Genomic DNA, 16,806 nt, shown 5'->3' on the forward strand with positions numbered 1-16,806 from the left:
GGGCCCCGTGCCCCGGTGGGGCCGAGGCAGCGCGTCCGCCGTTGGCCCGGGCGGCCACGCCCCGGCCCACCGTTGTCATTCTCCGTGCGGCGGCGACCGCCGTCTCCCATCCGACCCTCAGTCGGTCAGTTCCTTCGACTCCGTGCTCTCGAAGACGACCAGCTCGGTGAGGCGCACCCTCAGCCGCTCCCGCAGCTGGTCGGGCGCGGTCTCGTTGCCGCAGCACCGGGCGACCAGCGCCCTCACCTCCTGCTCGATGCCGTACTCGCGCAGGCACGGCCCGCACTCGTCGAGGTGGTGCCGGATCAGCGTGCGCCGCTCCTCGGCGCACTCCAGATCCAGGTAGAGGTAGACCTCCGCGAGGACCTCTCGGCAGTCCGTCTCGTGCGGATCTCCACAGCTCATGTCAGACCTCCCGGCCGGCGGAAGCGGTCGAGCCCTTCTTCGACGCCGCGGCGCTGAAGCCCCGCTCGGCGGCGTACTGCTCGAGGAGCTTGCGCAGATTACGTCGACCGCGGTGCAGGCGCGACATCACCGTGCCGATCGGCGTGCCCATGATGTCGGCGACCTCCTTGTAGGAGAAGCCCTCGACGTCGGTGAGGTAGACGGCCAGGCGGAACTCCTCCGGCAGCTGCTGGAGGGCCTCCTTGACGTCGCTGTCGGGCAGCCGGTCCAACGCCTCGGTCTCGGCCGAGCGCAGGCCGCTGGAGGTGTGCGACTCGGCCTCGGCGAGCTGCCAGTCGGTGATCTCGTCGGTCGGCGCCTGGATGGGCTGGCGCTGCCGCTTGCGGTAGGAGTTGATGTAGGTGTTGGTCAGGATCCGGTAGAGCCAGGCCTTCAGGTTCGTGCCCTGCTCGAACTGGTGGAAGGCGGCGTACGCCTTCAGGTAGGTCTCCTGGACCAGGTCCTCGGCATCCGCCGGGTTGCGGGTCATCCGCAGCCCGGCAGCGTAGAGCTGATCGACGAAGGGCATCGCGTCCCGCTCGAAGCGGGCCCTGCGTTCGTCCGTCTTCTCGGTGGTCAACCGCACATCCCCTCGCGTCGGATGCTGTCCCGCCGAGGATACGCGTACGGACGTGCCCACAGATTCACTTCCGGCGGGTGTGCTCGTACTCACCGTGGGCGTGCTCAGCGCGGTCGATCCGACCGGCGGCACCACCGCGGGCCAGTCCGGGCCGCCCAGCAGCCGTCGTAGCTGCCGCGCTCCCCGCTCGTCGCGCTCCCGGACCCGCGTCTCGGTCGGCACCGGTCTCCCCCCTCGCCAGAAATGTCGTCCCGGGGGGTGCAACGCCCCCGACCGGGCGAGGCATTCCGCTGGGCCTCCCCCGTTCCTGGTCCCGGCGCCGGAGGCCGGCGCTGGGACCAGGAAGGGCCTGGGAGGACCGGCGCCGCCCGCCCGAACCGGGCGTCCGGCGCCATCCGATGCAACGACCCGCCGCGGCAGGCGGACACGGCCCGCCGGAGCGCCCGCCGCCCGCGGGCCCGCTCCCGCGCCGGGCCGCCCCACCACGAGGGCGGCGCTCAGCCTCGCGCCCAGCCCCCACCGCGCAGCCAGTCGCGCACCACCGCGGCCGTGCCGGCCGGGTCGACCCGCAGGTCGTGCCGCTCCCCGGGGCGGGTCACCACGTGGACCCCCGGCCCCGGGTCCGGCACCCCGAACGGGTCACGGTCGCCGTTGACCACGAGGGTCGGCAGGCCGGTCGCCAGCTCCGCCGCCCGCGACCGCTCCGGGCGGCCGGGCGGATGCAGCGGGAACGCGAGCGCGACGACACCGGCGGCGTCCACCGCCCGCGCGGTGCGGCACGCCACCCGCGCGCCGCTGGAGCGCCCGCCCACCAGCAGGGGTACGCCGGGGTGCCGCTGCCGCAGCACGGCGAGCACGGCGCTCCACGCCTCGTCGAGGTGCCCCGCCGGAGCCGGCGCGCGCCGGCCGGCGACGCAGTAGGGCTGGGTCACCCGGGCCACCACCAGGCCGGCGTCGACCGCCGCGTCCCGCAGCGCCCGCAGGTCCGGGACGTCGACGTCGCCGCCCGCGCCGTGGCCGAGCACCAGCAGGGCGCTCGGCGTGCCCGACGGCAGGTCGGTGTCGACCCGGGCGGGCCCGCGTGGGGTGGCGATGTCGTCGTCCTGCGGCACCGGCCCATTCTGCGGGTTGCGGGGCACGACGGGCGGCCGGCCCGCCGAGACGGCGGGCCGGCTGCGACAGGTTCAGCCGACGGTCAGCTCAACGGCACCAGGGTGAGCAGCCGGTCGCGGACCGGTGGGCCCGCCTCGCCGGCGGCGTCCGGATCCGGTTGCACCTCGTCGCGCCAGGCGACCAGCATCGCCCGCCGTTCGCGCGGGGTGGTGCCGCCCCAGACGCCGTGGCAGTCACCCACGTCCAGCGCCCACGCCAGGCAGGAGCCCTGCACGTCACAACTTCGGCAGAGCGCGACGGCCGCGTCGGCCGGTTCGTTCGGCGCCGGAAAGAACGTTTCCGGGTCGACGTTCTGGCAGGTTCCCCTGGTTCGCCACGCCTCGTCCTGTCGCCGCTCCCGCAACGCCCGCAACAGCCGCGGATCTCGTCGTGCGGCGGCCACCTCGTGCGGCCGGGGCATACGTGCCCGTGTCATCCACCCACCTCCCCCGTGGGACCGGCAAGATCGGTGCGCGTCGTTCGCCCCGTGCGAATCGACACCCACTACCGGCGCTGTGTTGTATCGCACTTCCGGACACCGGGACAAGACTTCACGGCGAACCTGGGTGAACGACAGGGCGACGTTTCGCCCGCAACTCAGGCAAATCACACGCGACAATGTGTGCGACTGTCAGAAGAGCGTCATCTCCTCCGGCGCGGCGGCGCGGACCGGCGGGACCCGCTCGGTCAACCGCGGCCCGTCGTTGCGCACGTCCCCCACCGCCGTCCCCACCGGACGGATCTCCAACGTCGCCAGCCAGTCGGGCGCGGGCGGCGCGAGCAGACCCACCGGCTCGTCGGTCGGCGCCAGCCACGCCTCCCAGCGCTCGCGGGGCAGCAGCAGCGGCATCCGGTCGTGCACCTCGGCCAGCTCGCCGAGCGCGGCCGTGGTGAGCACGCTGAAGGTCAGCAGCGAGGCGCCGGAGCCGTCCCAGACCGACCAGATGCCGGCGAAGGCGAGCACCGAGCCGTCCGACGGGGTCATGTAGTAGGGCTGCTTGCGCCCGTCCGCCGCGCGGACCCACTCGTACCAGCCGTCCGCCGGGACCAGGCAGCGGCGGCGGGCGAAGGCCCCCGCGTACGCCCGGCTGGTGGCGACCGTCTCGGCGCGGGCGTTGATCATGCGGGCGGCGCCCGCGGGCGACCGCGACCAGGACGGGACCAGCCCCCACCGGCCGACCGACAGCGCGCGGTGGCCCTCGGGACCGACCCGCACGAGCGGCACCGGGTCGGTGGGCGCGACGTTGTGGTCGGGGCCGACGCCGCCGGTCTCGTCGTGGGACTCGAACAGCGCGCTCAGCTCGCCCGCGCTCCGGGTCGTCGCGTACCTGCCGCACATGCCGCACACGCTAGCCCGCCGCGCGCCGGCCGGCTGTCCCGCTGACCGGGAGCACGCGCGCCGGCCGGCCTCATCCGGCCCCGGACGCGGCAGAATGTAGCCGTGGGGAACCTGATCGCGACCCGGCCGCCGCAGCCGTGGACCGCTCCGACCGCCTCCGACCCGGTCGAGGCGACGCTGCGCCTGCCCGGGTCCAAGTCGATGACCGCCCGCGCCCTGGTGCTGAGCGCGCTGGCCAGCGGTCCGTCGACCCTGACCGGGCCGCTGCGCGCCCGCGACACCGAGCTGATGGCCGCCGGGCTGCGCGCGATGGGCGCGCACATGTCGATCAGCGACGACGAGCGCTGGCTGGTGCGCCCCCACCCCCTGGTCGGTCCCGCGCACGTCGACGTCGGCCTGGCGGGCACCGTGATGCGCTTCGTCCCGCCGGTGGCGGGCCTGGCCGACGGGCGGATCACCCTCGACGGCGACCCGCAGGCCCGCACCCGCCCCCTCGGCCCGCTGATCGGGGCGCTGCGCTCCCTCGGCGTCCGCGTGGACGCCCCCGCCACCGGCAGCCTGCCGCTGACCGTGCTCGGCGCCGGGCGGGTGGCCGGCGGCGAGGTGGTGATCGACGCCTCCGCGTCCAGCCAACTGGTCTCCGGGCTGCTGCTGGCCGCGCCGCGCTTCGACCGCGGCGTGGTGGTCCGGCACGTGGGCCCGCCCGTGCCCTCCGCCCCGCACCTGCGGATGACGGTGCAGATGCTGCGGGCCGCCGGCGCGGCCGTCGACGACGGCACCCCCGACGTGTGGGTGGTCGAGCCGGGCCCGCTGACCGGGCGCGGCTGGGAGATCGAGCCCGACCTGTCGGGCGCCGTGCCGTTCTTCGCCGCCGCCCTGGTCACCGGCGGCGAGGTGACCCTGCGGGGCTGGCCGCGCAGCAGCGCCCAGCCCGTCGAGCAGCTCCGCTCGCTGCTGCAGCGGATGGGCGGCGAGGTCACCCTCTCCACCGCCGGGCTGACGGTCCGGGGCACCGGCACCGTGCACGGCCTGACCGCCGACCTCTCCGACGTCAGCGAGCTGACCCCCGCCCTGACCGCGCTGGCCATGCTCGCCGACTCGCCGTCGCGGTTCACCGGCGTCGGCCACATCCGGGGCCACGAGACCGACCGGTTGACCGCGCTGGCGCGGGAGTTCGCCACGCTGGGCGCCGACATCACCGAGTCCGCCGACGGCCTGGAGATCCGGCCCCGGCCGCTGCACGGCGGCGTGTTCGAGACCTACCACGATCACCGGATGGCGCACGCCGCCGCGGTGGCCGGCCTGGCCGTGCCGGGTGTCGAGCTGAGCGACGTGGCGTGCACCTCCAAGACCATGCCCGAGTTTCCGGCACTATGGTCGGCGATGGTGACCGGCAAGAGCTGACACGACGAGGGGGCGCGCCCTGACGACCAGACGGCGGGAGTACGACGAGGACGACGTACGGGTCCGTCCCGGCAGGTCGTCGCGCCCGCGTACCCGCACCCGCCCCCGGCACTCCGACGCGGTGGACGGCTTCGTGATCGCCGTCGACCGGGGCCGCTACACGTGCGTGCCGCCCGACGCCGGGCCGGACGCACCCCTGGTCACCGCGATGCGGGCCCGGGAGCTGGGACGCAAGTCGGTGGTGGTCGGCGACCGCGTCGGCCTGGTCGGGGACACGTCCGGCGCGACCGGGGCGCTCGCCCGGATCGTCCGGATCGCCGAGCGGACGTCGGTGCTGCGGCGCACCGCCGACGACGACGAGACCACCGCCGAGGGACGGCTCGAACGGGTGGTCGTCGCCAACGCCGACCAGTTGGTCATCGTCAGCGCACTGGCCGACCCGCCGCCGCGCACCGGCTTCATCGACCGCTGCCTGGTGGCCGCGTACGACGCCGGCATCGAGCCGCTGCTCTGCCTCACCAAGGCCGATCTGGCCGGCCCCGAGGCGGTGCTCGGCTACTACGCCGAGCTGGAGCTGCCGTACGTGCTGATCCGCCCGGACTCCGACCTCGACGCCCTGCGCGACCTGCTCGCCGGGCGGATCTCGGTCATGGTGGGGCATTCGGGGGTGGGCAAGTCGACGCTGGTCAACCGCCTCGTGCCGGACGCCGCCCGGGCGGTCGGCACGGTCAGCGCGATCGGCCGGGGCCGGCACACCTCCACGAGCGCGGTGGCGCTGCGGCTGCCCCCGCCGCCCGGCGACCCAGAGCACGGCGGGAACGCCGCCGGCTGGATCGTCGACACCCCGGGGGTACGCAGCTTCGGGCTCGCGCACGTCTCCGCCGACAGCCTGCTGCACGGCTTCCCCGACCTGGTCGAGGGGACGGTCGACTGTCCCGCCAACTGCCCGCACACGCCGGACGAGACCGACTGCGGCCTGGACGCCTGGATCGCCGCCGGCAAGGCCGACGCGCGCCGGCTGGCCTCGTACCGCCGGCTGCTGGCCTCCCGCTCGGGCGAGGGCGACGCCCGGGAGCCCGACCAGCGGAATCCCGGCGACCCGCTCGCCGGGTCCTGAGGCGGTCGCCGCTACCGTTCAGGCATGCCCGGGTACGCCGACGACATCGCCCTCGCCCACCTGCTCGCCGACGCCGCCGACGCCGTCTCCACGGCCCGGTTCCGCGCGCTCGACCTGCTGGTCGAGGCGAAACCCGACCTGACCCCGGTCTCCGACGCGGACACCGCGGTGGAGCGGGAGATCCGTACGCTGCTGGCCGCCCACCGGCCGGCCGACGGCCTGCTCGGCGAGGAGTACGGCGAGGAGCCCGCCAGCGGCCCGGACGGTCGGCGCTGGGTGGTCGACCCGATCGACGGCACGAAGAACTTCATCCGCGGGGTGCCGGTGTGGGCCACCCTGATCGCGCTGCTGGAAGGGGACCGCCCGGTCGCCGGGCTGGTCTCCGCGCCGGCGCTCGGGCGCCGCTGGTGGGGCGCGCTCGGCGAGGGCGCGTACGCCGGGCCGGACGCCGCCAGCGGCGCGCCGATCCGGGTCTCCGCGGTCCGGGACCTCGCCGACGCGAGCTTCTGCTACTCGTCGCTGACCGGGTGGGAGTCCACCGGCCGGCTGGACGCGATGCTCCAGCTCATGCGGGACACCTGGCGCAGCCGGGCGTACGGCGACTTCTACGGCTACATGCTGCTGGCCGAGGGCGCGCTGGACGTGATGGTGGAGCCGGAGCTGTCGCTGTGGGACGTCGCCGCGCTGGTGCCGATCGTCACCGAGGCGGGCGGGACGTTCACCGACCTGGCCGGCCGACCCGCCCCCTCCGGCGACATCGGCACCGAGAGCAGCGCCGTGGCCAGCAACGGCGCGCTGCACGCCGACATCCTCGCCCGGCTGGGTCGGCCAACCGAGCACTGACCTTCGGCAGCCTCTATCCTCGCCAGGTGGTCTCCTCCGGTTGGTGCTTCCTCGCGGCCATGATCGTCGCGTACGGCGTCGCCAACCTGCTCCAGTCGGTGGCCGCCGCCCGCACCACCGTGCACCACACCTTCGACCCTGGGCTGCTGCTGCGGCTCGCCGGCCACCGCACCTACCTGGTCGGGCTCGGCTGTCAGGTGGCCGGGTTCGTGCTGGCCCTGCTCGCCCGCCGGGACCTGCCGCTCTTCCTGGTCCAGTCCAGCGTCGCCGCCGGGCTCGGGGTCACCGCCCTGCTCGGCGTGCTGGTGCTGAAGTGGCGGTTGCCGGCCGCCGAGGTGGCCCTGCTGGTGCTGCTGTTCGCCGGGATCACCGCGTTGGTGCTCTCCGCCGAGCCCGCGCCCGCCAAGCCGCTCGGCACCGCCGGCATGATCGCCCTGGCGGCGACGCTCGCCGTGATCGCGGTGATCGGCTTCTTCGCCGTACGCCTGCACGGGGCGCCCGGTTCGGTGGCGCTCGGCGCGCTGGCCGGGCTGGCGTTCTCCGCCGCCGCGGTGGCCGCCCGGCCCCTCGCCTCCGCCCCGACGCCGGAGGCGTTCGTCCAAAACCCGCTGCTCTACCTGCTGATCGTGCACTCGATCGTCGGCCAGCTGCTGCTCGGCCTGGCCATGCAGCGCGGCTCGACCACGGCCGCCGTGGCGGCGATGGACGCCGCCGGGGCGGTGCCCGCCGCGATCGTCGGCCTGCTGCTGCTCAACGACAAGATCTGGCCCGGACGGGAGTGGCTGGCCGCGGTCGGCTTCCTGGTCACCCTCGCGGCGGTCATCGGTCTCACCCGGTACGCCGAGCCCCAGCACCACCACGCGGTCGCCGGGGAACGGGACCGGGGCATGGTCGGCGCCGGGGTGCCCGGCGGCCCGACCTGAGGAGCCGGGCCGCCCGGGCGGGTCAGGCCGCCTCGACCGGCTTGCGCCGGCTCACCACCCGCTCGTAGAGGCGCTCCAGCGCACCCGCCGTCCGCTCCCAGGTGTAGCTGCACCGCACCCGGTCCACGGCGGCGTGCCCGTACGCGAACCGCCCGGCGTTGTCGGCGAGCAGCCGGCGCAGCGTCACGCCCAGCGTGCGGACGTCGCCCGGCGGCACCAGCCGGCCGGTGACCTCGTCGACCACCGCGTCGGCGATCCCGCCCATGGAGTAGCCGACCACGGGCACCCCGCAGGCCATCGCCTCCAGCGACACCCGGCCCGCCGAGGAGTAGTGCGGCGTGCAGGCGACCACGTCAGCCGAGCGGTACCAGGTGGCCATCTGCTCGTGGGGCACCGCGCCCACCAGCTTCACCTGCTCAGCCACCCCGTTGCGCTCGGCCAGCTCGCGCAGCCGCCGGGCCTCGGCGTGCTGGGCGAGGCGCCCGGCGGGCGGTCCCCCGGCGATCACCAGCTCGGCGTCGCCGACCAGCCGCATGGCCCGGATGAGGTCCTCCTGGCCGTGCCCGGACGAGAGCCCGCCGACGGAGAGGATCCGGGCCCGCCGGTCACGGGGGGCGGCCTCGCCGTCGGGGTGGAACTGCGCGGTGTCGACACCGGCCGGCACCATCGCCACGGAGGCGCGTTGCAGCCCCATCCGGGTCAGCTCGTCGACCTCGTCGTTGCACTGGGCGACCGCGATGTCCACCGCCCGGGTCAGGGCCCGCTCCAGCGGGATCCGCTCCCCCGGGCCGTCGTACTGCCGGCCGAGGTGGCGCAGCTGCTCGACGCCGAGGGAGTGGAACGTCTGCACCACCGGGATGTCGGTCTCGCGGACCGCGTGCGCGGCGGCCAGACCGCCGACCCAGTAGTGCCCGTGCACCACCTCGGGATGCCAGTCGTCAGCCCACCGGTCGGCGAGCCAGGCGCCGAAGGCGGACACGTGCGGCACCAGGTCGGCGGTGGGCAGCGGGGCGGCCGGGCCGATCGGGACCCGCTCCACCCGGTAGCCGTCGACCGTCGACGTCGCCGGCAGACCCGGGTCGTCGCGGCGTTCGTACACCCGGACGTCGTGACCCCGCGTGGCGAGTTCGGCGGCGACCCGGGCAATGTGCTGGTAGGTGCCGACGGTCAGGCCGTCGGTGCTCCTGGGTGGGCCGGCGTGCGCGCAGACGAGGCCGACGCGCATGGGTCACCTCCATGCGATCTTCTCAAGCGGTGGTCCTCGGTCAGAGGGTCCCATTAACCGAACCCCTGGGAGCCGAAACCTGGCAGATCGGGAAGAGCCCGGCGGGTGCTTGCGCGAGGGCAACTGTCCCGGGTGCCGGCCGCCGTGTCCGTACCGACGCGGTGCCGGCCGCATGACCTCTGCCGATGGGGGTACGGGCGGAGAATGCCTCTGACCCGCAGCCTCGCCGACGCCACCGTCGTGCTCACCGGTGCCTCCAGCGGCATCGGCACGGCCACCGCGTACGCCCTCGCCCGCCGGGGCACCGCCGTGGTGCTGGCCGCCCGCAGCGAGGCGGCCCTGGAGGAGGTCGCCGCGCGGTGCCGGGAACTGGGCGGACGGGCGCTGGTGGTGCCGACCGACGTGACCGATCCAGCGGCCGTCGAGCGGCTCGCCGCCGGTGCGGTCGCCGAGTTCGGCCGGATCGACGGCTGGGTCAACAACGCGGCGGTCGGCGCGGTCGGGCTCTTCGACGAGATCCCGGTGGAGGAGTTCCGGCGGGTGCTGGAGGTGAACCTGCTCGGAGCCGCGTACGGCACCCGCGCCGCCCTGCCCCACCTGAGCGCGGCGGGCGGCGGGGTGCTGGTCAACAACGCCTCGGTGCTGGCCGAGGTGGCGATGCCCTACCAGTCGGCGTACAACGCCGCGAAGCACGGCATCCGCGGGCTGGCCGACACGGTCCGTCAGGAGATGCGGGTCACCGGGCGGGGCGACATCTCGATCTGCACGGTGCTGCCCGCCACCATCGACACCCCGTTCTTCCGGCACGCCGCCAACCACAGCGGCCGCGAACTCGTGCCACCGCCCCCGGTCTACCCGCCGGAGGTGGTGGCCGAGACGATCGTCCGGCTGCTGCGCCGCCCCCGGCGCGAGGCGTACGCCGGCGGGGCCGCCCGGCTGATCGGCCTGCAGTGGCGGCTCGCCCCGGCGCTCGCCGAGCGGGTCCTCGGCTGGTACGCGCACCGCACCCAGTTCGGCCCCGCGCCCCGGCCGGAGAGCACCGGCAACGTCTTCCGCCCCGACGCGGCGGCGCGGCGCGAGGGCGGCTGGCACGGCCGACGGCGGCACCTGGTGCGGATGACCGCCGCCTTCGGGCTGGCGGCGGCGGGGACGGCCGTCGGGACGGTGGCCGCGATGACCCGCCGGGCGCGGACGGACCGCTGATGCCGGGGGGCGATCGGTCGGGTGCACGCTCCGCGCGGGGCGTGCAGAATGGGCCGATCATGGCGACCGACGCGCGCTGCCGGGTGGAGGCGGACGAGGCATCCGGGGTGCTCCGGGTCACCGGCGTGCTCGACCGCTCCGGCGTGGGCGTCGTCCGCGACGGCCTGCTCGCCCGGCTCTGCGCCCGGCCCGGCCCGGTGGTGGCCGACCTTACCGACCTGCGGGTGCGCGATGCGGCGGCGCTGGACGTCTTCGCGCAGGTGCGCCGGGAGGTACGCGACTGGCCCGCCGCCGACCTGCTCCTGTGCGATCCGAGCGGCGCCGTCGAGGGGGCGCCGGCCTGGCCGACCCTGGACGCCGCGACGGCCGCGCTGGCCGAGGCGCCGATGGCCGCGGTGGTCCAGGCCGACCTGCCGCCCGTCGTCGAGGCCGCGCGGCTGGCCCGGCAGCTCGTGACCCAGGGGTGCGGGCGTTGGTGTCTGCCCGAGCTGGTCGAGCCGGCCTGCATCGCCGTCACCGAGATGGCGAACAACGTCGTCGCCCACGCGCGCACCCCGATGACGGTCCGCCTGGCGCCCCGCGACGACACCCTGCACCTGGCCGTGCGCGACTACTCGCCGCGGCAACCGGCGTTCACCGGCACGGCCCCACCGGACATCGCGGGCGGACGTGGCCTGCTGCTGATCGCCACCGTCGCGCGCAGCTGGGGCAGCACCCGGGTGCCGGACGGCAAGGTGGTCTGGTGCGTGCTGCACGCGGCCGACGAGGCCGGGACCCACGGCTGACCGCCGCCCCGATCCTGTCGCGGCGTCCCTCGACGTGCCCCTTCCGCCCGGATGGCCACGGCCGGTGCCGGTTATCCCGGGAGGGCAGTGGGTAGTGGTCAGCCATGCGCGACGACGAGTACCCGACCCCCGTGTCCGACCCCGAGGCGGAGGGCCTGCCCGACACCGCCGACGACGACTCGACCGCCAACGACGACGTCCTGACCGGGCGTGAGGCGGACGGCCCGGAGCCCGCCCAGTTGCCGGGCGACCGGACGCCGGTCGCGGTGGACCGGTTCGGGACCACCGCCGAGGAGCAGCTCGACGGCGAGTCGCTGGACTACAAGCTCGACCGGGAACTGCACGAACGCCCGGCCGACGACCCGCTCGCCGGTCCCGTCGACCCGGACATCGCCGCCGAGGCCGACAGCGAGGAGGCCGCGGCGCAGGCCCAGCTCGACGCGGACGTGATCGACCCGGGACCCACGTCCGACCCGGACTCGCCGGTCTCCCTCTACGACCACGGCCAGCTCGGCGGCGTCGCCGACGGCCAGGTCGGCCGGCTCGTGGAACCGGACGAGGGAGCCCACACCGACCAGGAGACCGACTCGGTGGCGTACGACGCCGGTTCGGCCGGCGGCGGCGCGAGCGCCGAGGAGCTGGCCATCCACGAGACGCGCCCGCCGCACTCGGTCTGAGCCGGCCGAGGGGCGCCGGGGAACCCTTCGGGGGGCGGGTCCCCCGGCGGCCCTCAGTCGTCCAGGCCCCGCTCGATGGCGTACCGGGTCAGCTCGACCCGGTTGTGCAGTTGGAGCTTGCCGAGGGTGTTCTGCACGTGGTTCTGCACCGTGCGGTGGGCCAGCCCCAGCCGCTCGGCGATCTGCTTGTAGGACATCCCCTTGGCCACCAGGCGCAGCACCTCGGTCTCCCGGTCGGTGAGCCGGGGCGCCGGACCGGCACCGCGGGGGTCGCGCCCGCCGGTCGGGTCGGCGCCGCCCGGGTCCGCCGCCAGCCTGCGGTACTCGCCGAGGACCAGCCCGGCCAGGCCGGGCGTGAACACCGGATCCCCCGCCGCGGTGCGGCGCACCGCCTCCAGGAACTCCGCCGGGGCCGCCGACTTCACCAGGTAGCCGGTGGCGCCCGCCTTCACCGCGTCCAGCACGCTCTGCTGCTCGCCGCTGGCCGAGAGCATGAGCACCCGCACCTGCGGCAGCGCGGCGCGCAGCCCGTGGATCACCTCCACCCCCGAGACGTCCGGCAGTTGCAGGTCGAGCACCACCAGGTCGGGTCGGGCGGCGGCGGCCACCCGCACCGCCTGCCGGCCCTCACCCGTGGTGGCGACGACGACGTGGCCGGCCTCGGTGAGGTCCCGGGCCACCCCCTCCCGCCACATCGGGTGGTCGTCCACCACCATCACCCGTACGCCTGTCACGGCTCCACCTCCCGCTTGCTCGCGTTGGTCCGGTCCGCCCGCGCCCGCGCGCTCACCGCTGGGGCCTCGGGACGGTCAGTTCCAGCTCGGTGCCGGCGCCCGGCGCGGACGTGATCCGCACGGTGCCGCCCAGATCGGCGAGGCGGCCCCGGATCGACCGGGCGACGCCCAGCCGCCCCTCGGCGGCGGCCTCCTCCAGCCGGCCGTCGGCGAAGCCCGGACCCTCGTCACGGATCGACACGGTCACCGTCGCCCCCTCGTCCTCCACCAGCACCCAGGCGCGCCCGCCCGCGTGCCGGGCCACGTTGTCCAGGGCGGCGGCGGTCGCGGCGGTCAGCTCGCGGGCGACCCCGCCGGGCAGTGGCACCGGGGTGGCCGGCGCGGACAGCGAGATCGTCGCCGAGGCGTACCGGCCGAGCAGCCCGCGCAGGTCCACCGGCCCGGCGTCGGCGGTGGCCACGGCCGGCGCGACGCCGCCGATCAGGGCGCGCAGCGCCGCCTCCTGCTCCCCGGCGAGTCGGGCCAGCTCCCCCGCCTCGCCGTCGAGGTGGGCGCCGCGCCGCTGCACCAGCGCGAGCACCTGGAGCACGGAGTCGTGGATGTCGCGGGCCAGCCGCTCGCGCTCCCGGCTCGCGGCCTCCAGCTCCACCGCCCGGTGCAGCCGTTCCTCGGCGGTCACGGCCAGCCGGGCGACGTGCCCGACCACCACCCCGGCGAGCAGCAGCAGGATCGCCCCGGTGAGCGGGGACTCGCCGATGCGTTCGCGGGTGGCGATGTCCGTCGCGCCGAGCACCAGGGCGGCGACCGTCCCCCGCCGCCGGCCGCCGGAGACCGCCCAGGCCAGGACCGGGCCGGCCAGCCAGGCCACCGCGAGGGTGGGCACGCCGGCGGCGAGCGCCGTCCGCCCGATCACCCAGGGGGTGGCCAGCATGATGCCGAGGACGACTCCCAGGTCCGCCAGCAGCAGCGGCCAGCGCCGGCGGGCCGGGTCGGCGTAGCCGACGGCGGTCACGCCCGTCCAGGCCACCATCACCAGGACCAGGCCGCCGGCCGCGAGCGGATGGGCGTACCGGTCGGCGTCCCGCAGCGCCAGCACGCAGACGTACGCCAGGGAGGCCACCCGGAACACGGCGATGGCCCGCCAGAGCGGGACCTCGAAACCACCGGACGGCGTCGGCACGCCCGCCACGATGCCACAGCCGGCCGGGGCCGACCGCTGGCGGATGCGCCCGGGGAAACCCTGACGTACGGTAGAAAAGCCGCAGAACTTCCGCGATCCGCTGCCGGGACGGGGCCATGACGAATGCGGAACCCGGAGCACAGCGTACGGTTGTGCCCATCGAACCTTCCCTCCTCATCGCCGAGGCCTTCGAACAGGCGCAGGTGACCGAGCTTCGACACTCGGTCACCTCCTGCGCGCATGCGACGGGGCTGAGCGGGCAGGGCCTGGACGACTTCGTGCTGGCGGTCAACGAGCTGATAACCAACGCGGTCCGCCACGGCGGTGGCCGTGGCTGGCTGCGGCTGTGGCAGCAGTCGGGGCAGTTGTTCTGCGAGGTCTCCGACCACGGGCAGGGCATCAGCACGCAGCGGCTGGGCGACCGGAGCCGCCCCGCCGCCGACACCGCCGGCGGGTGGGGCCTCTGGCTGGCCCGGGAGCTGAGCGACAGCATGGACGTGCAGACCGGCGCGCGCGGCACCACCGTGCGCATCAGCACCGCCGTCGGGACCCCCCAGCACACCGGCCGCCACCGCCGCGGCTGACCGCGGGCGCGGGTCGGATCCGGTCGGGGGTGGCGCGCCGCCGCGAGGCCGGCCCGAGCGGGCGGTGCCCCGCGTGGGGCACGGGTCAGGCGAAGAGGGCGCTCACCGATTCGCCGTTGTGGATCCGGCGCATCGCCTCGGCCAGGGCCGGCGCCACGGACAGGACGTGCAGCTTCGGCACCCGCTCCTCGGCGGGGATCGGCACCGTGTTGGTGCACACGATCTCCAGCACGCCCTCCTGCTCGCCCAGCCGCCGCAACGCGCCGCTGGAGAAGAGGCCGTGGGTGCAGGCCAGCCGGATCGAGCGGACCTTCAGCTCGCGCAGGTGCTCCATCAGCTCGATCATCGTGCTGCCCTTGGCGATCTCGTCGTCCAGCACGATCACGTCGCGGCCGGCCACGTCCCCGATCACCGCGCTGATCTTGACCCGGTCGTCGCTGAACCGCTGCTTCGCCCCGGCCGCCACCGGGGTGCCGAGCCGCCGCGCGAAGGCCGCCGCCTCCTTGGCGTTGCCGAGGTCCGGCGAGACCACCACGGTGTCGCTGAGGTCGTAGCGGGTGAAGTGCTCGGCCAGCTCGCGCAACGCGTGCAGGTGGTCCACCGGCACGCTGAAGAAGCCGTGCACCTGCGGCGAGTGCAGGGTCATCGCCAGCACCCGGTGCGCGCCGGCCGAGGTGAGCAGGTCGGCGACCAGCCGCCCGCCGATCGAGATGCGTGGCGCGTCCTTCTTGTCCGACCGGGCGTACGCGTAGTGCGGCAGCACCACGGTGATCCGGCCGGCCGACGCGCCCCGGGCCGCGTCGATCATGAGCAGCAGCTCGACCAGGTTCTCCTGCACGGGCGGCACCAACGGCTGGATCAGGAAGACGTCCCGCTCCCGGCAGTTGGCCTGCAGCTGCACTTCCAGGCAGTCGTTGGCGAAGCGGGAGACCCGCACCGGGTGCAGCGGCACACCGAGATGGGCACAGATCTCGGCGGCGAGCTCGGGGTGGGCGGTCCCACTGAAAACGGCGATGTCACGCACGTCCGCACATCGTACGGACGCGAACGGGACCTGGTCCCCGCCGGGCCCCGCCGCCGGCCGGCGAAGAGCGCCCGGGGCGGGTACGGTGCTGCCGTGACCCCCCAGTACGTCGCCGCCATCGACCAGGGCACCACCTCCTCGCGGTGCATCGTCTTCGACCGCGCCGGGGAGATCGTCTCCGTGGCCCAACGGGAGCACCGGCAGATCTTCCCCCGCCCGGGCTGGGTGGAGCACGACGCCGAGGAGATCTGGGACAACGTGCAGCGGGTGGTCCGCGAGGCGCTGCGCGCCGCGGGCACCGACGCCGCCGGGCTCGCCGCCGTGGGCATCACCAACCAGCGGGAGACCACGCTCGTCTGGGACCGGGCGACGGGCCGGCCGGTGGCCAACGCCGTCGTCTGGCAGGACACCCGCACCGGCCCGCTGCTGCGCGAGCTCGACCAGGCGTACGGCGAGGAGCGGTTCCGTTCCCGCACCGGGCTGCCCCTGGCCACCTACTTCGCCGGACCGAAGCTGCGGTGGCTGCTGGAGCACGTCGACGGGCTGCGCGGGCGCGCCGAGGCCGGCGAGGTGCTCTTCGGCACGATGGACAGCTGGCTGATCTGGAAGCTCACCGGCCGGCACGTGACCGACGTGACCAACGCCAGCCGCACCCTGCTGATGGACCTGACGACCCTCGACTGGGACCCGGAGCTGCTCGACGCGATGGGCGTGCCGGCCGCGATGCTGCCGGAGATCCGCAGCTCGGCGGAGGTCTACGGGGAGGCCACCGGGATACTGGCCGGGGTGCCGGTGGCCAGCGCGCTCGGCGACCAGCAGGCCGCCCTGTTCGGGCAGACCTGCTTCCAGCCGGGCGAGGCCAAGTGCACCTACGGCACCGGCAGCTTCCTGCTGCTCAACACAGGGGCCAGCCCGGTGCCCTCCACCCACGGCCTGCTCACCACGGTCGCCTACCGCATCCACGGCCAACCCGCCGCGTACGCGTTGGAGGGGGCGATCGCGGTCACCGGCTCGCTGGTGCAGTGGCTGCGCGACAACCTCGGGCTGATCTCCACCGCGTCCGAGGTGGAGGAGCTGGCCCGCACCGTCGACGACAACGGCGGCTGCTACGTCGTACCGGCCTTCTCCGGGCTGTTCGCCCCGCACTGGCGCAGCGACGCGCGCGGGGTGATCGCCGGCCTGACCGGCTACATCACCAAGGGGCACCTGGCCCGGGCGGCGCTGGAGGCGTCGGCCTGGCAGACCCGCGAGGTGGTCGACGCGATGAACGCCGACTCCGACGTGGCGCTGCGCCGGCTCCGGGTCGACGGCGGGATGACGGCCAACGGGCTGCTGATGCAGTTCCTCGCCGACGTGCTCGACGTGCCGGTGGTCCGGTCCCGGATCACCGAGACCACCTGCCTCGGCGCCGCGTACGCCGCCGGCCTGGCGGTCGGCTTCTGGCCCGACCTGGCGACGCTGCGCGCGCAGTGGCGCTCCGACGCGCAGTGGGAGTCCACGATGGACCCGGCGCACCGCGAGCGGGAGCTGCGCGACTGGCGCAAGGCCGTCGAGCGCACGTTGAACTGGGTGGACTGACGACACCGACCGGG

The 16,806-nt window shown here is 75.3% G+C and carries 18 protein-coding genes; 9 read left to right on the forward strand and 9 right to left on the reverse strand.

The window, feature by feature from the left end:
- Positions 1–117 precede the first annotated feature (117 nt).
- From rsrA to V6U77_RS16380, 5 genes are all read right to left on the reverse strand, one after another.
- The gene (gene rsrA / locus V6U77_RS16360) at positions 118–405 is read right to left on the reverse strand and encodes a mycothiol system anti-sigma-R factor (protein WP_334607191.1); all 288 of its coding nucleotides are present in this window, start codon (positions 403–405) and stop codon (positions 118–120) included.
- 1 nt (position 406) lies between these two features.
- Positions 407–1,246, reverse strand: coding sequence for a sigma-70 family RNA polymerase sigma factor (locus tag V6U77_RS16365; protein WP_334607192.1), 840 nt, complete (start codon positions 1,244–1,246; stop codon positions 407–409).
- A 275-nt stretch (positions 1,247–1,521) separates the two neighbouring features.
- Positions 1,522–2,136 (reverse strand): alpha/beta hydrolase family protein, encoded by a 615-nt coding sequence (locus V6U77_RS16370; RefSeq protein ID WP_334607193.1) that lies wholly within the window; start codon positions 2,134–2,136, stop codon positions 1,522–1,524.
- Positions 2,137–2,219: 83 nt separating this feature from the next.
- On the reverse strand, positions 2,220–2,612 hold the full coding sequence (locus tag V6U77_RS16375) for a WhiB family transcriptional regulator (protein WP_334607194.1): 393 nt from the start codon (positions 2,610–2,612) through the stop codon (positions 2,220–2,222).
- A 195-nt stretch (positions 2,613–2,807) separates the two neighbouring features.
- A complete protein-coding gene (locus tag V6U77_RS16380) occupies positions 2,808–3,515 on the reverse strand; it encodes an SOS response-associated peptidase (protein WP_334607195.1) in 708 nt (235 codons plus the stop codon).
- A 102-nt stretch (positions 3,516–3,617) separates the two neighbouring features.
- On the opposite strand from V6U77_RS16380, the gene aroA reads away from it, so the two are divergent.
- The 4 genes from aroA (at position 3,618) to V6U77_RS16400 (ending at position 7,802) form a co-directional block, all read left to right on the forward strand.
- Positions 3,618–4,919: a 3-phosphoshikimate 1-carboxyvinyltransferase gene (gene aroA, locus V6U77_RS16385; RefSeq protein ID WP_334607196.1), complete on the forward strand. Its 1,302-nt coding sequence runs from the start codon at positions 3,618–3,620 to the stop codon at positions 4,917–4,919.
- Between the two features lie 166 nt (positions 4,920–5,085).
- On the forward strand, positions 5,086–6,036 hold the full coding sequence (gene rsgA, locus V6U77_RS16390; protein ID WP_334607218.1) for a ribosome small subunit-dependent GTPase A: 951 nt from the start codon (positions 5,086–5,088) through the stop codon (positions 6,034–6,036).
- Between the two features lie 24 nt (positions 6,037–6,060).
- Entirely contained in the window at positions 6,061–6,879 is an 819-nt protein-coding gene (hisN, locus tag V6U77_RS16395) for a histidinol-phosphatase (protein WP_334607197.1), read from the forward strand.
- Between the two features lie 26 nt (positions 6,880–6,905).
- A complete protein-coding gene (locus tag V6U77_RS16400; protein ID WP_442934443.1) occupies positions 6,906–7,802 on the forward strand; it encodes a hypothetical protein in 897 nt (298 codons plus the stop codon).
- A 22-nt stretch (positions 7,803–7,824) separates the two neighbouring features.
- Here the strand turns inward: V6U77_RS16400 and V6U77_RS16405 are convergent, their stop codons facing one another.
- Entirely contained in the window at positions 7,825–9,027 is a 1,203-nt protein-coding gene (locus V6U77_RS16405) for a glycosyltransferase (RefSeq protein WP_334607198.1), read from the reverse strand.
- Positions 9,028–9,231: 204 nt separating this feature from the next.
- Between V6U77_RS16405 and V6U77_RS16410 the strand changes: the two genes are divergently transcribed.
- The 3 genes from V6U77_RS16410 (at position 9,232) to V6U77_RS16420 (ending at position 11,692) form a co-directional block, all read left to right on the forward strand.
- A complete protein-coding gene (locus V6U77_RS16410) occupies positions 9,232–10,230 on the forward strand; it encodes an SDR family oxidoreductase (RefSeq protein WP_334607199.1) in 999 nt (332 codons plus the stop codon).
- Between the two features lie 59 nt (positions 10,231–10,289).
- Positions 10,290–11,015 carry an ATP-binding protein gene (locus tag V6U77_RS16415; protein WP_334607200.1) on the forward strand — a complete coding sequence of 242 codons (726 nt, stop codon included), beginning with the start codon at positions 10,290–10,292 and terminating at the stop codon, positions 11,013–11,015.
- 104 nt (positions 11,016–11,119) lie between these two features.
- Positions 11,120–11,692 (forward strand): DUF5709 domain-containing protein, encoded by a 573-nt coding sequence (locus tag V6U77_RS16420; protein WP_334607201.1) that lies wholly within the window; start codon positions 11,120–11,122, stop codon positions 11,690–11,692.
- A 53-nt stretch (positions 11,693–11,745) separates the two neighbouring features.
- On the opposite strand, the gene V6U77_RS16425 is transcribed toward V6U77_RS16420, so the two are convergent.
- Positions 11,746–12,408, reverse strand: a complete 663-nt coding sequence (locus V6U77_RS16425; protein WP_334607219.1) for a response regulator transcription factor — start codon at positions 12,406–12,408, stop codon at positions 11,746–11,748.
- A gap of 70 nt (positions 12,409–12,478) precedes the next feature.
- Positions 12,479–13,606, reverse strand: a complete 1,128-nt coding sequence (gene macS / locus V6U77_RS16430) for a MacS family sensor histidine kinase (RefSeq protein WP_334607202.1) — start codon at positions 13,604–13,606, stop codon at positions 12,479–12,481.
- A gap of 116 nt (positions 13,607–13,722) precedes the next feature.
- Here macS and V6U77_RS16435 point away from each other — a divergent pair, with 116 nt between their 5' ends.
- Positions 13,723–14,190: an ATP-binding protein gene (locus V6U77_RS16435; RefSeq protein WP_334607203.1), complete on the forward strand. Its 468-nt coding sequence runs from the start codon at positions 13,723–13,725 to the stop codon at positions 14,188–14,190.
- A gap of 85 nt (positions 14,191–14,275) precedes the next feature.
- On the opposite strand, the gene V6U77_RS16440 is transcribed toward V6U77_RS16435, so the two are convergent.
- A complete protein-coding gene (locus V6U77_RS16440; RefSeq protein ID WP_334607204.1) occupies positions 14,276–15,214 on the reverse strand; it encodes a ribose-phosphate diphosphokinase in 939 nt (312 codons plus the stop codon).
- A 93-nt stretch (positions 15,215–15,307) separates the two neighbouring features.
- Here V6U77_RS16440 and glpK point away from each other — a divergent pair, with 93 nt between their 5' ends.
- On the forward strand, positions 15,308–16,792 hold the full coding sequence (gene glpK / locus V6U77_RS16445) for a glycerol kinase GlpK (RefSeq protein WP_334607205.1): 1,485 nt from the start codon (positions 15,308–15,310) through the stop codon (positions 16,790–16,792).
- Positions 16,793–16,806: the final 14 nt, after the last annotated feature.

Source organism: Micromonospora sp. CPCC 205546, assembly GCF_036902715.1.
GTDB lineage: Bacteria > Actinomycetota > Actinomycetes > Mycobacteriales > Micromonosporaceae > Micromonospora.

Excerpts from the sequence above, each read along its gene's own strand:
- V6U77_RS16380 (WP_334607195.1), bottom strand. The coding sequence starts at position 3,515 with ATGTGCGGCAGGTACGCGACGACCCGGAGCGCGGGCGAGCTGAGCGCG.
- V6U77_RS16405 (WP_334607198.1), bottom strand. The coding sequence starts at position 9,027 with ATGCGCGTCGGCCTCGTCTGCGCGCACGCCGGCCCACCCAGGAGCACC.
- V6U77_RS16410 (WP_334607199.1), top strand. The coding sequence starts at position 9,232 with ATGCCTCTGACCCGCAGCCTCGCCGACGCCACCGTCGTGCTCACCGGT.
- V6U77_RS16375 (WP_334607194.1), bottom strand. The coding sequence starts at position 2,612 with ATGACACGGGCACGTATGCCCCGGCCGCACGAGGTGGCCGCCGCACGA.
- rsrA (WP_334607191.1), bottom strand. The coding sequence starts at position 405 with ATGAGCTGTGGAGATCCGCACGAGACGGACTGCCGAGAGGTCCTCGCG.
- V6U77_RS16435 (WP_334607203.1), top strand. The coding sequence starts at position 13,723 with ATGACGAATGCGGAACCCGGAGCACAGCGTACGGTTGTGCCCATCGAA.
- hisN (WP_334607197.1), top strand. The coding sequence starts at position 6,061 with ATGCCCGGGTACGCCGACGACATCGCCCTCGCCCACCTGCTCGCCGAC.
- V6U77_RS16415 (WP_334607200.1), top strand. The coding sequence starts at position 10,290 with ATGGCGACCGACGCGCGCTGCCGGGTGGAGGCGGACGAGGCATCCGGG.
- V6U77_RS16420 (WP_334607201.1), top strand. The coding sequence starts at position 11,120 with ATGCGCGACGACGAGTACCCGACCCCCGTGTCCGACCCCGAGGCGGAG.
- V6U77_RS16425 (WP_334607219.1), bottom strand. The coding sequence starts at position 12,408 with ATGGTGGTGGACGACCACCCGATGTGGCGGGAGGGGGTGGCCCGGGAC.